Here is a 15,057-nt window from a genome sequence, read left to right as displayed (position 1 = left end):
CTGGATCGCCCGGTCAAGGCCGGGCGATGACACCGAGTGTGGAGTCAAAGAGTGTGGAGTCAAAACTCCTTCAGCAGCCGCTCGAGATAGTCGAGCTCGATCTGCGGCCGCGAGGGATCGCCGAGACGACGGCGGAGCTCTTCGAGAATGCGGCGGACACGCTGGGTGTCGATCTCGCCGGGAATCTTGACCGTGTAATCGTCGCCATATTCGCGCCCATGCAGCGGACGGCCGAGCGGATCGGTCTGGTTGCCACCGCTCTGCTGACGGCCGGCGCGCTGGCCGGGGCCGTCGCCCTGGCCGTCACCATCGCCCTGCTGCATCGCCTCGGCCATTTTCTGCGCACCCTTGCGCATCGCGTCGAGCGCCTTGCCCTGCGAGTCCACGGCACCGTCGGCATTGCCCTCGCCGAGCTTTGATCCCGCATCGCCCATGGCACCGTCGGCTGCATCCAGGCTGCCGTCGTCATCGCCCTGGTCGCCGTCCTGATCGCCGTTCTGGCCGGGCTGGCCCTGGTCCCCTTGCTGGCCCTTCTGTCCCTGTTGGCCTTTCTGCCCCTTTTCCCCCTTCTGCGTGAGGCCGCGCTTGGCAAGCTCGTCCTGCAGCTTCTTCAGGCGGTCGCGCAGCCCCTGCTGGTCCTGCTGCAGCTCCGACATGGACTGATCACCCTGCTGCTGCTTGCCGCGCGAGCGGTCGCGCCGGGAATCCTGGCCCTGCTTGAACGTCTTGTCGCGCAATTGCTGCTGCTTGCGGATCATGTCGCCGAGCTCATTGAGCGCCTGCTCCATGTCGCTCTCGCCGGACTGCCCCGGCTGCGCCATCTGGAGGCCTTCCAACATCTGCTGGAGCTGGTCGAGCAACTGCTTGGCGGCGTCCTTGTCGCCGGAGCGCGACAGGCGCTCCATGCGGTCGATCATGTTCTGCAGATCCTGCTGGCGCAGGACCTTGGTATTCGGGTCGAGCGGTCGCGCCAGCTGCTGCGGGTCGTTGTTGTTGCGGAACTGCTCGGCGAGCTGACGCATGAAATCGTTCAGCGCCTGACGCAGATCCTGCGTGAGCTTCTTGATCTCCTCGTCGCTCGCGCCGCGCTCCAGCGCCTGCTTCAGCGCGTCCTGAGCCGCGCGCAACGCCTTCTCGACGTCGGAGATCTTGCCGTCCTCGATCGTCACCGCGAGCGCCCACAGGCTTGCCACGACCTCGCGCAGGGCATCATCGGTGCGCGCGGCCTCGAGCTGTCGGGCCACGCTGTGCAGGCCGAGATATTGTCCGGGCTCCGGCGTGAACATTTCGGGCGCGATCATCAGCGCGTCGAGCGCGGCATACACGTCCGAATTCTTGTTGGCGTCGAGCGCGAGAATGCGGCGCTGCTCGATCAGTGCACGTGCCAGCGGCTTGGTAAAGAGCCGTTCGGGCAGGCGCATGTTGAACGGTTCGCTTGCGGCCTCATTGCCGGCCTCGTCCTTGGCCGTGAGGGTCAGCGTGACCTCGGCGCCGGCATAGGGGTCCTCGCTGAGATCCTTCACCGACTGTCCGACGCCGTTGCGGGTCCGCGCATTCGGCAGCGCGAGCGGGAATTGCGGCGGCTGGAACAGCGGCCGCGGAGCCGTCCTGGCGTCGCCATCGCCGGCAGCAGCCTTCGTACCGTCTTTGGCCCCATCCTTGGCATCGGTCGACCGCGGGGCAAATTTCGCCGCGGCGCCGGTGACGCCGTAATCGTCCTCGATCTTGTAGGAGAGCTGGAGCGCGCCGCGCGCCTGGCGCTCCGGGTCCTTGGCGAGCGCGATCGTCGGCGGACGGTCCGGCGTTGCTGCAAACGCCCATTGCGGCTGGCCGGAGGGCGCACGGACATGCGCGGTGCCGTCGCTGGAAATGGCAAAATGCTTTTCGTTGGTGCCCTTGGGGCTGGCCTCAGTAGGGGCGACCTCCTTGAGGCCGCCCGAGACGGCGACATCCAGGTTGCCACCGGAGGAGCGCACGATCAGGGTCGAGCCGGCGGGAACGGCAAGCGGGCCGCTGGCGGGCAGCGCCGCGGCCTCCTTGTTGGCGGCCGACAGGATGACCGGCGGCTTGCCGGTGTAGAGCGGCGGCGTGACCCAGGCATCGACGCGAACATTGGTCGGCGCCAGCACCCCGTTCCAGTCGAAGGCGGCGCCAAGCCGCATCGCACGCTCGTTACCGGCGGCGAAGAAGGTCGCAACCAGCATCACCATGACCAGGGCACGCAGCGCCCAGGGGTCATGAAGCGCGAGCCGCGGATGCGGTACACCGGCGCGGATGCGCTTGATGGAGGCCAGCGTCCGCTCGCGCTGCGCCTGCCACAGCGCCTGCGCGACCGGATCCTGCGAGGTCAGCGTGTCCGTGAGCGCGGTAGCCGGGCGGTGCCGGATGCCGGAGCCACGGTCGAGCCGGGCGAGCGCTTCCTCGCGGCTCGGCCAGCGGAAGCGAATCAGCGGGAACAGGGCGACGACCGCGATCACGGCGAAGAGCGCAAGGCCAATGGCCCGGGCAACAAACGGCACCGCAAGCCAGAGGCCGGCCCAGGACACCACCAGGAACAGGCCGACGACGGTCAAAAGGCGCGCCGCATTAGGCCAGGCACGCTCCCACGCGATGGCATAAATAGCCCGATCAAGGGCCTGCGCCAGCTTCAGCCGCGACAGCGCATCACTGTCGCGGGTCGGGTCTGACGGGTCGGGGGTGACGCCGTTCAATCAGCTCTCCAGGTTGCCCGGTGGAGAAAAGCCTATCACAACGGCAGCACTGAGGCATCCGTTCCTGTACGGGAGAGCCTCCTTTTCCCGCATAACACGAGGACGTGACTGGCCCGGCGCAACCCCGTAATTTCCGCGCGCCACGAGGGAACGAAGGAAACGCCATGGACAGGAAGATGCACGACAAGGGCCTGGAAGTCCGCAAAGCGGTGCTGGGCGAGGCCTATGTCGACAACGCCCTGAAGAACGTCGACGATTTCAACCGTCCGTTCCAGGAGATGCTCAACGAATATTGCTGGGGCGCGGTGTGGGGCCGCGAGGAGCTGCCGCGCAAGACCCGCAGCATGCTCAACATCGCCATGATCGCGATCCTCAACCGCCAGCACGAGTTTCGCGCGCATCTGAAGGGCGCGCTGACCAATGGCGTGACGCGCGAGGAGATCCGCGAGATCCTGATGCAGGTCGCGATCTATGGCGGCATGCCCGCCGCGGTCGACAGTTTCCGCATCGCGCGCGAGGTGTTCGCGGAGATCGACGGGAAGGCGTGAGACGCAGCGCCAATCTCCGCCGTCGTCCCGGACAAGCGCAGCGAAGCGGAGCGCAGATCCGGGACCCATAGCCACAGGACCATGTGGTTACGAAGACTCGGAGTTACCGCTTTCGCACGACAGCTTCTCCCTGGGGGTATGGGTCCCGGATCGGCGCGCGCTTGAGGGCGCGCTTGTCCGGGACGACATCGCGGGTGGAGTGCGCATTTTCAACAACGAACGACAACCAAAAGGAAACACCATGGACATCGGATTCATCGGCCTTGGAAACATGGGTTTCCCGATGGCGCGGCGGCTGATCGAGGCGGGACACAGGCTCGTCGTGTTCGATGCGCGCAAGGAGGCCATGGACAAGCTGGTTGGGCGCGGCGCGACTGCGGCGTCGTCGCCGAAGGACGTCGCCGATCACGTCGAGACTGTCATGGCGAGCCTGCCTTCGCTACAGGCTTCCTTGGACGTTGCCACCGGCGCAAACGGCGTGATCGAGGGCAAGCGCGCCAAACGTTTCATCGATCTCTCCACCGTCGGCTCGGCAATGGCCGTGAAGATTCACGGCCTGCTCGCCAGGCGCGGCATTGTGCAGATCGACTGTCCCGTCTCCGGCGGCGTCGGCGGCGCCGAGAAGGGCACGCTTGCGGTGATGGTGTCGGGCCCGAAAGCCGAGTTCGAGCCGCTCAAGCCCGCGCTCGATATGATCGGAAAGGTGTTCTTCATCGGCGAGAAGCCCGGCGCGGCGCAGACCATGAAGCTCGCCAACAATTTCCTGTCGGCCACCGCAATCGTGGCGACGTCGGAAGCGGTGGTGATGGGCGTAAAAGCGGGGCTCGATCCCGCCGTCATGATCGACGTCATCAATGCGGGCTCGGGCATGAACACGGCGAGCCGCGACAAGTTTCCGCGCTCGGTGCTGCCGCGCACGTTCGACTTCGGCTTCGCCACGGGATTGATGGTGAAGGACGTGCGGCTGGCGCTGGAGGAGATGAAGCAGCTCGGCCTGTCGATGGAAGTTGCCGACGCAGTCGGACGGTTGTGGGAAACGGTGATCAGCGCGGAAGGCGCCGAGTCCGATTTCACCGCGGCGATCAAGCCGATCGAGAGGAAGGCGGGGGTTGTGGTCGGGGGGAAGACGTAGCGCCGCGCCACCAACTCCGCTGTCGTCCCGGACAAGCGGAGCTCCGACAACGCGCAGCGTTGTCGGAGTGAAGCGCCGATCCGGGACCCATAACCACAGGACGACGTGATTGCGGGGACTCGGAGTGACCAGCGAGCGCCGCAACTTCTTCCTGGGAGTATGGGTCCCGGATCGGCGCGCGCTTGAGGCGCGCTTGTCCGGGACGACACCGAAATTGTTGAAGCGCCGTGCCGCCCCTAATCACTCACAGCCACGGCGCCGGCGTATCCATCGCGATGAGCTGCTCGACCTCGATGCGCGGGCGCACCACCGCGTATTGGTCGCCCTTCACCAGCACCTCGGGCACCAGCGCCCGGGTGTTGTAGGTGCCGGCCTGCACGGCGCCATACGCGCCTGCGGTCATGATGGCGAGGAGATCGCCCGCCTTCGGCGTCGGCAGCGTGCGGTCGAGGGCAAGATAGTCGCCGGTCTCGCAGACAGGGCCGACGACGTCGGCCCTGATGGTGGCGGCGCCCTTCGGGGCTTGCGTCACCGGCAGAATGTCGTGATGGGCCTCGTACAGCGTCGGGCGGATCAGATCGTTCATGGCGGCGTCGATGATGACGAAGTTCTTGCCGTCGCCGTGCTTCACATAGATCACCTTGGCGACCAGGATGCCGGCATTGCCGACGATCATGCGGCCCGGCTCGAACATCAGCGTGCAGCCGAGATTGTGGCTGACGCGCTTGACCATGGCGGCATAGGCCGCCGGCGCCGGCGGCGCCTCGCGGTCCATATAATAGGGAATGCCGAGGCCGCCGCCGAAATCGACGTGGCTGATGTTGTGGCCGTCGGCGCGCAGCGTCTGCACGAACTCGGAGAGGATGCGGAAGGCGGTCTCCATGCCGGAGAGGTCGGTGATCTGGCTGCCGATATGGACATCGGTGCCCGTCACCTCGATCCCCGGCAGCTTGGCGGCGCGAGCATAGACCTCACGGGCATGCACGATCGGGATGCCGAACTTGTTCTCGGACTTGCCGGTGGAGATCTTGGCGTGGGTGCCGGCATCGACGTCGGGATTGACGCGGAGCGAGATCCGCGCGGTCTTGCCCGTCTCGGTCGCCAGGCGCGACAGCAGCTCGAGCTCAGGCTCGGATTCGACGTTGAGGCAGAGGATGTCGGCGGCCAGCGCCGCGCGCAGCTCCGCTTCCGTCTTGCCGACGCCGGAGAACACGATCTTGCTTGCCGGGAAACCGGCGGCCAGCGCGCGCTTCAGTTCACCGCCGGAGACGACGTCGGCGCCGGCGCCCAGCTTGGCCAGCGTGCGCAGCACCGACTGGTTCGAGTTCGCCTTCATGGCGTAGCAGACCAGCACCTTCTCGCCGGCGAAGGCCTCGGCGAAGACGCGGTAGTGCCGCTCCAGCGTTGCGGTCGAATAGCAATAGAACGGCGTGCCGACGGTCGCGGCCAGCTCGGACAGGTTCACCGCCTCGGCGTGCAGCACGCCGTTGCGATAGTCGAAATGGTTCATGGCTTAGGCTCGGTTGTCCCGGCTTATTTCTTGCCGGGAGGTTCGTCCAGGAGCGGGTCGAGAATAAACGGTTTCTTCCGGCCTTTGGCCGCCGCGGGCGCGGCATCCGCGCCGGAGGTGGACGTGGGGTCGAACAGGCTCGGCGTCTTCTGGGCTGCGGTCTCGGTATCGACGGGCGCGGCACCGTTGGTCGCGGGCGCGTTGGAGGCGGTCGGCGGCAGATCCAGCGGGCCCTTGCGGCCGCAGCCGGCAAGCGCGAGCGCCGTCAGGCTCAAGACAATGATGGCCCACCCCGAGCCGGCCGGGCGAAACTTTGACGTCACGACGAAATCCCCACTACGCGCGGCGCACCATACAGAGATTGGCACGTTCTGGCGAGAGCCGGATGACCATGAAACATAAGCGAAATTTTGCCCTCAGCCCAATTTTCGCTCTTTTTCCAGCCGCTTCGCCCAGGCCTTGGCCTGGGACGCCACGTTCTTCGGCGCGGTGCCGCCAAAGCTGGTCCGGCTCTTCACCGACGATTCGACCGAGAGCACGCCGAGCACGTCCTTGGTGATTTTGGGCTCGATCGCCTGCATTTCCTTGAGCGGCAGCTCGTGCAGCGCCACGCCGCCCTCGGCGGCCTTGGCGACGATGCGGCCGGTGACGTGGTGGGCCTCGCGGAACGGCATCTTCAGCGTCCGCACCAGCCAGTCGGCAAGATCGGTCGCGGTGGCGTAGCCCTCGCCGGCGGCCACCTTCATCTTGGCTTCATCGGGTACGAGGTCGCGGACCATGCCGGTCATGGCGCGGATCGCCAGCGACAGCGCGGCGAAGCCTTCCATGGCGCCCTGCTTGTCCTCCTGCATGTCCTTTTGATAGGCGAGCGGCAGGCCCTTCATCACGATCAAGAGGCCATTGAGCGCGCCGATGACGCGGCCGGTCTTGGCACGCACCAGCTCGGCGGCATCCGGGTTGCGCTTCTGCGGCATGATCGAGGAGCCGGTGGTGAATTTGTCGCTGAGCCTGACAAGGCCGACCAGCGGCGAGGTCCAGATCACGATCTCCTCGGCAAAGCGCGACATGTGCACGGCGCAGATCGAGGCCGCCGACAGCGTCTCCAGCACGAAGTCGCGGTCGGAGACGGCGTCGAGCGAGTTCGCCATCGGACGATCGAACAGGAGCGCCTTCGCGGTGGCGTGGCGGTCGATCGGGAACGAGGTGCCGGCGAGCGCGGCAGCGCCGAGCGGGGATTCATTCAGTCGCTTGCGCGCGTCCTGAAAACGGCCGCGGTCGCGCGCGGCCATCTCGACATAGGCCAGCAGATGGTGGCCGAAGGTGACGGGCTGCGCCGTCTGCAGATGCGTGAAGCCGGGCATCACGGTTGCGGCGTGCTCCAGCGCGCGCTCGACCAGCACCTGCTGGAACGCGGCGAGCGCGGCATCGGTCTCGTCGATCACGTCGCGGACGAACAGACGAAAGTCGGTCGCGACCTGGTCGTTGCGCGAACGCGCGGTATGCAGCCTTCCGGCGGCCGGGCCGATCAGCTCCGACAGGCGGCTCTCGACATTCATATGGATGTCCTCGAGCGCGCGCTTGAATTCGAAGCCGCCTTTGCCGATCTCTGACAAAATCGTGTCTAGACCCTTGCCGATATTTTTCGCATCAGAGGCCGTGATGATGCCCTGCGCGGCCAGCATCGCGGCGTGGGCCTTGGACGCGGCAATGTCCTGGGCGAAGAGGTGACGATCGACGTCGATGGAGACGTTGATCTCCTCCATGATCTCGTCGGGACGTTCCGAGAACCGGCCGCCCCACATCTTGTTGCTCATGATCCCCTGCTCACGCCTGATTTGCCGCACGTTTGCTGGCCGCAGCCAGCCGTATTAAGAGGCCCCTGATAGCCATATCTGCGACCGGATGACAAACGATATGCTCGACCAGAAGCCCTCCGCCACGCGCCGCATCCCCCTCGTCATCGCCACCGTGGCGATCGGAGGACTGGCCGGCTTCGCCGCGCTGTACGGGCTAGGCCTCAGCCGGGCGCCGTCAGGCGACCCTGCATGCCGGACAGCGGTGGCTACGGCGCAGAAGATTGCCCCGCTCGCCCATGGCGAGGTGGCGGCGCTGACCATGGCGAGCGTCCCGTTGAAGCTGCCCGACCTCGCCTTCGAGGACGCGGACGGCAAGCCGAAAAAGCTGTCCGACTTCCGCGGCAAGACGCTGCTGGTGAACCTCTGGGCGACCTGGTGCGTGCCTTGTCGAAAAGAGATGCCAGCGCTGGACGAGCTCCAGGGCAAGCTGTCGGGCCCGAATTTCGAGGTGGTGGCGATCAATATCGACACCCGCGACCCCGAGAAGCCGAAAACCTTCCTGAAAGATGCCAATCTGACCCGGCTCGGCTATTTCAGCGACCAGAAAGCCAAGGTTTTTCAGGATCTTAAGGCCATAGGCCGGGCACTTGGCATGCCGACCTCGGTGCTGGTCGACCCCCAAGGCTGCGAGATCGCGACGATCGCGGGGCCGGCGGAATGGGCGAGCGAGGACGCGCTCGAGCTGATCCGCGCCGCGACCGGCAAGGCTGCCGCGTCGCTCTAGATTGGTTCAGGCGGTGACGTTGAGATTGCTGCCGACGCCGGGGGCGACATTGGCGAGCGAAGGCTGACCGGCACCGAGCAGCGTCAGGACGGTGGATTTCTCCATATCCATGTTCTGCTTGGTCAGCGTCGCCGCAATATTCGACTGCAGCGCGCCTTGCTGAGCGGCCAGCATGGTGCTGACCATTGCCATCATGTCCATTACGCGAACCCTCGTTCCGGGCGTAACCTAGGCGCGAGGGGTTAATGGGAGGTGAGCGGAGGGAATTCTCGTGTCCCGAACAAGGCGCGGCACCATAAGCGCGTTCACGCGCGTCTTCGACGCACTATGGTGACGCGCCGCAGAGCCGGGACCCATGCCCCAGCGTGCACGCCGTTTCTGGGCCCCGGCTCTGCAGCGCATCGCTGGCGCGCTGCACTGCGTCCGGGGCGCGAAACCGCCTTACCGCGTCGGAACCGGCTTGGCGCCGCGGTAGTCGTAGAAGCCGCGCTGGGTCTTGCGACCGAGCCAGCCGGCCTCGACGTATTTCACCAGCAGCGGGCACGGGCGATACTTGGAATCGGCGAGCCCCTCATGCAGCACCTGCATGATGGAGAGACAGGTGTCGAGGCCGATGAAATCGGCAAGCTCGAGCGGGCCCATCGGATGATGGGCGCCAAGCTTCATCGCGGCGTCGATCGCCTCGACATTGCCGACGCCTTCATACAGCGTGTAGATCGCCTCGTTGATCATCGGCAGCAGGATGCGGTTGACGATGAAGGCCGGGAAATCCTCGGAGACCGCGACCTGCTTGCCGAGCTTGGCGACGAATTCCTTGGACGCCTCGAAGGTCGCATCGTCGGTGGCGATGCCGCGGATCAGCTCGACCAGCTCCATCAGCGGCACCGGATTCATGAAGTGGATGCCGATGAAGCGCTCGGGCCGGTCGGTGGCGGCGGCCAGCCGCGTGATCGAGATCGAGGACGTATCGGAGGCGACGATCGCCTCCGGCTTCAACAGCGCGCAGAGCTCGTGGAAGATCTTGCGCTTGACCTCTTCCTTCTCGACCGCGGTCTCGATCACGAGATCGCAGTCGGCGAGGTCGTCGAGCTTCTCGGCGGCCACGATGCGCGCCAGCGCCTGGGTCTTGGCCTCCTCGGTGACGACCTTCTTGGAGACCTGGCGCGCCAGATTGCCGTTGATGGTGGCCATGCCCGACTTGAGGCGATCGGCCGAAACGTCGTTGAGCACCACGTCGAAGCCGGCCAGCGCCGCAACATGCGCGATGCCATTGCCCATCTGACCCGCGCCGATCACGCCGACCTTCTTGATCACTGCCGCCATAATGTCATCCACCGGAACGGCGCGCATATCGCGCCCTGCCTATCCCCCGAGCCGGGAGGTCTGATTTGACCAGAAGCCTGATTTAATCAGAACCTTGGCTCGAAACCTAGATTGGATCGCTTCGAAGGCGTGCCCCACGCCAAAGAAAACGCCTCAGAAATGCAACACCGGCCGGAGTTTATACCTCCGGCCGGTGTTTGTGATGCCTTTTACTTGCCGAGCTTGCCGAGTTCGGCCGTCAGCTCCGGAACCGCCTGGTAGAGATCGGCGACCAGGCCGTAATCGGCGACTTGGAAGATCGGCGCGTCCTCGTCCTTGTTGATCGCAACGATCACCTTGGAGTCTTTCATGCCGGCCAGATGCTGGATGGCGCCGGAAATGCCGACCGCGACATAGAGCTCGGGCGCCACGACCTTGCCGGTCTGCCCGACCTGCCAGTCGTTCGGCGCATAGCCGGCATCGACCGCCGCGCGCGAGGCACCGACACCGGCGCCCAGCTTGTCGGCGAGCGGCTCGATGTACTTGGCGAAGTTCTCGCGGCTCTGCATGGCCCGGCCACCGGAGACGATGATCTTGGCCGAGGTCAGTTCGGGACGGTCGCTCTTGGCGACTTCCTCGCCGACGAAGGTCGACAGACCCGGATCGGCCGCCGCCGCCACGGTCTCGACCGGCGCGCTGCCGCCTTCACCTGCAGCAGTGAAGGTTGAGGTCCGCACCGTGATGACCTTCTTGGCGTCCTTCGACTTCACGGTCTGGATGGCGTTGCCGGCATAGATCGGGCGCTCATAGGTGTCGGGCGCGACCACCTTGATGATCTCCGAGACCTGCATGACGTCGAGCAGGGCTGCGACGCGCGGCATCACATTCTTGAAGCGCGAGGTCGCCGGCGCGACGATCGCGTCATAGCCGGACGCCAGCGACACGACCAGTGCGGCCAGCGGCTCGGCGAGATCGTGCGCGTAGAGATCGCCATCGGCGAGCAGCACCTTCTTGACGCCGGCGAGCTTGGCAGCGGCATCCGCCGCGGCCTTGGCGTTCTTTCCGGCGACCAGCACCTCGACATCCGCGCCGAGCGCGGCAGCCGCGGTGAGGGCCTTGTTGGTCGCATCCTTGAGCGACGCATTGTCGTGTTCGGCAATCAGAAGCGTCGTCATCAGAGCACCCCGGCTTCGTTCTTGAGTTTCGACACCAGCTCGGCGACGTCCTTGACCTTGACGCCTGCCTTGCGGCCCGCCGGCTCCGTCGTCTTGAGAACCTCGAGACGCGCGGCGACGTCGACGCCGTAATCGGCGACGGTCTTCTCCGCGATCGGCTTCTTCTTGGCCTTCATGATGTTGGGCAGCGAGGCGTAGCGCGGCTCGTTGAGGCGGAGATCGGTGGTGACGATCGCCGGTCCCTTCAGCTTCACGGTCTGCAAGCCACCATCGACTTCGCGGGTGACCTTGAAGTCAGAGCCTTCGACCTCGAGCTTGGAGGCGAAGGTCGCCTGCGACCAGCCGAGCAGCGCGGCCAGCATCTGGCCGGTCTGATTGCTGTCGTCGTCGATCGCCTGCTTGCCGAGGATGATCAGGCCGGGCTGCTCTTCTTCGGCAACCTTCTTCAGGATCTTGGCGACGGCGAGCGGCTCGACGGTGCCTTCGGCCTTCACCAGGATGCCGCGATCGGCGCCCATGGCAAGACCGGTGCGGATCGTCTCCGATGCCTGCGCAGGTCCAATGGAGACCACGACGACCTCGGTCGCCTTGCCGGCTTCCTTCAGGCGCAACGCTTCCTCTACCGCGATTTCATCGAACGGGTTCATCGACATCTTGACGTTGGCGAGTTCAACGCCCGATCCATCGCCCTTGACGCGGACCTTGACGTTGTAATCGACCACCCGCTTTACCGGCACTAAGACCTTCATCGATCCTCTTTCACTCAATTTGGGAAGGGGGTTATCAACTGGCGCGGAACCTAAAGGCCTGATCTGCCCCGGTCAACGCGCGAACGGGTCTAATTTTGGCCTTCTGAAATGCGGGAGCGCGATGGGTCAGCGGTTCTGGCCGGGAACCCAGAGCACATCGCCGGCGCCATTGCCGTTAGCGGCCCGGCTGGCCACGAACAGGAAGTCGGACAGGCGGTTCATATATTGGATGCCAGCCGCGCTGACCGGCTCGCCGGGCCGAGCCGCCAGTTCCACGATCACGCGTTCCGCCCTGCGGCATATCGTGCGCGCCACATGCAGATAGGCAGCGGCCGGCGTGCCGCCGGGAAGCACGAAGGAGGTCAGCGGCGCGAGCTTGTCGTTGAGCGTGTCGATGTCGCGCTCGAGCCGCTCGACCTGGCTCGTCACCACCCGCAGCCGCTCGGCTTTCCCCTCCCGTTCGGGCACGGCGAGATCGGCGCCGAGGTCGAACAGATCATTCTGGATGCGGCCGAGCATCGCATCGAACTCGGGCATGTCCCGGGTGTGGAGCCTGACCACGCCGATCGCAGCGTTGGTCTCGTCAACGGTGCCATAGGCCTCGATGCGCAGATCGTATTTCGGACGCCGCTCGCCGGTTCCGAGCGCCGTCGTGCCGTCGTCACCGGTCTTCGTGTAGATGCGGTTCAGCACCACCATGATTAACGTCCCATCGCCCAGACCGCGAGCATCGCGATGATGATCGCCACGAACTGAAGCAGCACGCGCCAGCGCATCAGCTTCTGCGAGGTGTTGGGCGAACCACCGCGCATCATGTTGATGAGCCCGAGCAGCAGCACCAACGCCACGGCGCCGGCTGCCGCCGGCAGGATGAAAGTACTCAGGAGAGATGCCATTGGGGCTAGATAACACCGTGTGCGGCGGTCCGCCATCTCCCCAGTTCGTCATTCCGGGGCGATGCGGCGGGACCGAGCGAAGCGAGGCCGGCGCGTCGAGCCCGGAATCCATCGCGCCACTTGCGCTGCGGCTAGATGGATTCCGGGCTCGCGCTTCGCGCGCCCCGGAATGACGGCGGGGCGCTTCGCGATCTGGCTTTTGAGCCAATAATGTCAGAAGCTGCCTAAATGATTTCCGATTTGTGTCCCTCGCCGACCGTCTTCCCCTCCGCCCGCAAGCGGGAGGAGGGAGCAGTACAGGGCAAGCCGTGAAAGCGATCCGCTACATCTACGTCGTCGTGATGGACGCGTTCTACACGTTCCTCGCCGACGACGGCTGGGCGATCGCAAGCCACATCGCGCTGTCGACGCTGATGGCGCTATTCCCGTTCCTGATCGTGCTGACCTCGCTCGCCGGCTTCGTCGGCTCCAAGGAACTCGCCGACCAGGCCGCCAGCCTGATGCTGCAGATCTGGCCCAAGCAGGTCGCCGATTCGATCTCGGGCGAGGTGCATGACGTGCTGACCACCACCCGCACCGGCATTCTGACCATCGGCGCGGCGCTGTCGGTCTATTTCGCCTCGAATGGCGTCGAGGCGCTCCGGGTCGCGCTCAACCGCGCCTATGCGGTGGTGGAGATGCGGCGCTGGTACTGGCTGCGGCTGGAATCGATTGCCTACACGCTGATTGCAGCCTTCACTGCGCTCGCCATGGCGTTCCTGATCGTGCTCGGCCCGCTGATCATCGAGGCCGCGCGCCGCCACATTCCGCTGTTCGTCGAATCGAACGAAAGCATCCTCACCTGGCTGCGCTACGGCATCACCATCAGTGCGCTGGTGGTGGCGTTGATCATCCTGCATGCCTGGCTGCCGGCGGGACGGCGCGGCTTCCTCCAGATACTGCCCGGCATCGTCTTCACCATCGTGGCGTCGCTGATCTCCGGTATCGTGTTCGGACAATATCTGGCGCGCTTCGCCAACAACTACGTCACGATGTATGCGGGGCTCGCCTCGGTGATCATCGCGCTGGTGTTCCTGTATTTCATCGCCGCGATCTTCGTTTACGGCGGAGAGCTCAACGCCGCGATCATCAAGTCGCGGCTGCCTCACGGCGTGTCGCTTCAAGCAGCGCAGTCGCTAGCGCCCGCGGAGACACAGGCTTGACCAGGAAGGCGTCGGCGCCGGCCTCGCGCGAGGCCGCCTCGTCCTCACCGCGGCCGGACACGCCGATGATCGGGATCTGAGCCAGCGGCGTCGGCAGCGCGCGGATCCGCCTGATGGCCTCGATGCCGTCGATGCCCGGCAGCACCATGTCCATCAGCACCGCGTCGAACGCACCCTGCTCCAGCCGGTTCACGGCATCCTCGCCGCGCCCGATGAACTCGGCATGATGGCCAAGCTCGGTCAGGATGGTGTTGAGCACGACACGGCCGAACGGATTGTCCTCGACGCTGAGCACGCGAAGGGCGGCCACCGCCTCGGGCTCGCTGCCGTTCTTCGTCTTGCGGGTCCTGCCCGATCCCGCTGCGTCCAGCGACACCGTCAACGTGAAGGTGGCGCCGCCGCCGCGGCGCGGAGCGACAGTGATGTCGCCGCCCATCGCACGCGCCAATTGCTTGACCGAGGAGAGCCCCAAGCCGGCGCCGCCGAAGCGCGAGGCGATGGTGACATTGGCCTGGGTGAACGGGCGGAACAGCCGCTTGATCTCGGCCATGGTGAGGCCGATGCCGCTGTCGGAGACCGCAAAGGCGACGCCGACCCTGCCCTTCTCTTTTGACTTGCCCTTCGCTTTCCCTTTGGCGGGACGCCATGGCTCGACTGCGAGCGCCACGCCGCCCTGGTCGGTGAATTTCACGGCATTGTCGATCAGGTTCTCGAGCGCAGCGCGCAGGCGGACGGGATCGCCGACCACGAGCCCAGGCAGCTTTTCGAAGATCTTGACCTCGGCCTGGAGACCTTTGGCCGCGGCGCGGCCGGCCAGCGAATCGCCGGCGTTGCGGGCAAGCGTCCTGAGGTCGAACAGGTCCTGCCGCAGCGTGCTGCCGCCCTTTCCGGCGCCCTTGCCCGTTCTGGCAGCGTCCACGAACAGCGTGGCAAGGCTCGCCAGATGCTCGGCGCCGGCCTTGATGGTGTCGGCCCAGCGCCGCTCCCGTTCGCCGAGATCGGACGTCGCGAGCAGGTCGCTGATCGCCAGAATGCCAGTCAGGGGGGTGCGGACCTCATGGGCAAAGGCGGCCAGCGCCGCCTGGACGACGTCCGGCGCGACGGTCTTGGTGCTGCTGCGCTTGCGCAACCGGCCGGCCGCCCTGGGCCGCTTCCGAGGCAGCCGCCTGGACGTCCGCGTGGTGCGCACTGGACGCGTTTTCGCCGCCATGAAACCCCTTCGAAGTACCCTCTTCGAACCCCGCGCTGGCCA

Annotated in this window: 15 protein-coding genes; 4 read left to right on the top strand and 11 right to left on the bottom strand. The window is 65.7% G+C overall.

The window, feature by feature from the left end:
- Positions 1-59: 59 nt before the first annotated feature.
- A complete protein-coding gene (locus tag JQ566_RS27640) occupies positions 60-2,711 on the bottom strand; it encodes a TIGR02302 family protein (RefSeq protein WP_212378283.1) in 2,652 nt (883 codons plus the stop codon).
- A 164-nt stretch (positions 2,712-2,875) separates the two neighbouring features.
- Here JQ566_RS27640 and JQ566_RS27635 point away from each other — a divergent pair, with 164 nt between their 5' ends.
- Entirely contained in the window at positions 2,876-3,259 is a 384-nt protein-coding gene (locus JQ566_RS27635) for a carboxymuconolactone decarboxylase family protein (RefSeq protein ID WP_212378281.1), read from the top strand.
- Between the two features lie 241 nt (positions 3,260-3,500).
- A complete protein-coding gene (locus tag JQ566_RS27630; RefSeq protein ID WP_212378279.1) occupies positions 3,501-4,391 on the top strand; it encodes an NAD(P)-dependent oxidoreductase in 891 nt (296 codons plus the stop codon).
- A gap of 244 nt (positions 4,392-4,635) precedes the next feature.
- Here JQ566_RS27630 and lysA read toward each other — a convergent pair whose 3' ends face one another.
- The 3 genes from lysA to argH form a co-directional block, all read right to left on the bottom strand.
- The gene (gene lysA, locus JQ566_RS27625; RefSeq protein WP_212378277.1) at positions 4,636-5,901 is read right to left on the bottom strand and encodes a diaminopimelate decarboxylase; all 1,266 of its coding nucleotides are present in this window, start codon (positions 5,899-5,901) and stop codon (positions 4,636-4,638) included.
- 23 nt (positions 5,902-5,924) lie between these two features.
- On the bottom strand, positions 5,925-6,224 hold the full coding sequence (gene lptM, locus JQ566_RS27620) for an LPS translocon maturation chaperone LptM (RefSeq protein ID WP_212378275.1): 300 nt from the start codon (positions 6,222-6,224) through the stop codon (positions 5,925-5,927).
- Positions 6,225-6,317: 93 nt separating this feature from the next.
- Complete coding sequence (argH, locus tag JQ566_RS27615; RefSeq protein WP_212378273.1) at positions 6,318-7,715, bottom strand: argininosuccinate lyase; 1,398 nt, start codon at positions 7,713-7,715, stop codon at positions 6,318-6,320.
- Positions 7,716-7,815: 100 nt separating this feature from the next.
- Between argH and tlpA the strand changes: the two genes are divergently transcribed.
- Positions 7,816-8,481: a thiol:disulfide interchange protein TlpA gene (tlpA, locus tag JQ566_RS27610; RefSeq protein WP_212378531.1), complete on the top strand. Its 666-nt coding sequence runs from the start codon at positions 7,816-7,818 to the stop codon at positions 8,479-8,481.
- Positions 8,482-8,487: 6 nt separating this feature from the next.
- On the opposite strand, the gene JQ566_RS27605 is transcribed toward tlpA, so the two are convergent.
- From JQ566_RS27605 to JQ566_RS27580, 6 genes are all read right to left on the bottom strand, one after another.
- Complete coding sequence (locus JQ566_RS27605; protein WP_212378271.1) at positions 8,488-8,682, bottom strand: putative motility protein; 195 nt, start codon at positions 8,680-8,682, stop codon at positions 8,488-8,490.
- A gap of 240 nt (positions 8,683-8,922) precedes the next feature.
- The gene (locus tag JQ566_RS27600) at positions 8,923-9,804 is read right to left on the bottom strand and encodes a 3-hydroxybutyryl-CoA dehydrogenase (RefSeq protein WP_183246983.1); all 882 of its coding nucleotides are present in this window, start codon (positions 9,802-9,804) and stop codon (positions 8,923-8,925) included.
- Positions 9,805-10,013: 209 nt separating this feature from the next.
- Complete coding sequence (locus JQ566_RS27595) at positions 10,014-10,958, bottom strand: electron transfer flavoprotein subunit alpha/FixB family protein (RefSeq protein ID WP_212378269.1); 945 nt, start codon at positions 10,956-10,958, stop codon at positions 10,014-10,016.
- Positions 10,958-11,707 (bottom strand): electron transfer flavoprotein subunit beta/FixA family protein, encoded by a 750-nt coding sequence (locus JQ566_RS27590; protein WP_130363342.1) that lies wholly within the window; start codon positions 11,705-11,707, stop codon positions 10,958-10,960. The genes JQ566_RS27595 and JQ566_RS27590 overlap by 1 nt, the downstream gene beginning before the upstream one ends.
- 126 nt (positions 11,708-11,833) lie before the next feature.
- On the bottom strand, positions 11,834-12,406 hold the full coding sequence (locus tag JQ566_RS27585) for a cob(I)yrinic acid a,c-diamide adenosyltransferase (RefSeq protein ID WP_212378267.1): 573 nt from the start codon (positions 12,404-12,406) through the stop codon (positions 11,834-11,836).
- A gap of 2 nt (positions 12,407-12,408) precedes the next feature.
- The gene (locus tag JQ566_RS27580; RefSeq protein WP_028178512.1) at positions 12,409-12,603 is read right to left on the bottom strand and encodes a twin transmembrane helix small protein; all 195 of its coding nucleotides are present in this window, start codon (positions 12,601-12,603) and stop codon (positions 12,409-12,411) included.
- Positions 12,604-12,911: 308 nt separating this feature from the next.
- Between JQ566_RS27580 and JQ566_RS27575 the strand changes: the two genes are divergently transcribed.
- On the top strand, positions 12,912-13,805 hold the full coding sequence (locus JQ566_RS27575; protein WP_212378265.1) for a YihY/virulence factor BrkB family protein: 894 nt from the start codon (positions 12,912-12,914) through the stop codon (positions 13,803-13,805).
- On the opposite strand, the gene JQ566_RS27570 is transcribed toward JQ566_RS27575, so the two are convergent.
- Positions 13,732-15,015, bottom strand: a complete 1,284-nt coding sequence (locus JQ566_RS27570; RefSeq protein ID WP_212378263.1) for an ATP-binding protein — start codon at positions 15,013-15,015, stop codon at positions 13,732-13,734. The genes JQ566_RS27575 and JQ566_RS27570 overlap by 74 nt on opposite strands.
- Between the last annotated feature and the right edge of the window lie 42 nt (positions 15,016-15,057).

The sequence above is a fragment of the Bradyrhizobium sp. SZCCT0231 genome, from assembly GCF_018130245.1.
Lineage (GTDB): Bacteria > Pseudomonadota > Alphaproteobacteria > Rhizobiales > Xanthobacteraceae > Bradyrhizobium > Bradyrhizobium japonicum_F.
Note: the sequence above shows the minus strand (reverse complement) of the source record. Positions and strands in the feature narration are given on the sequence as shown.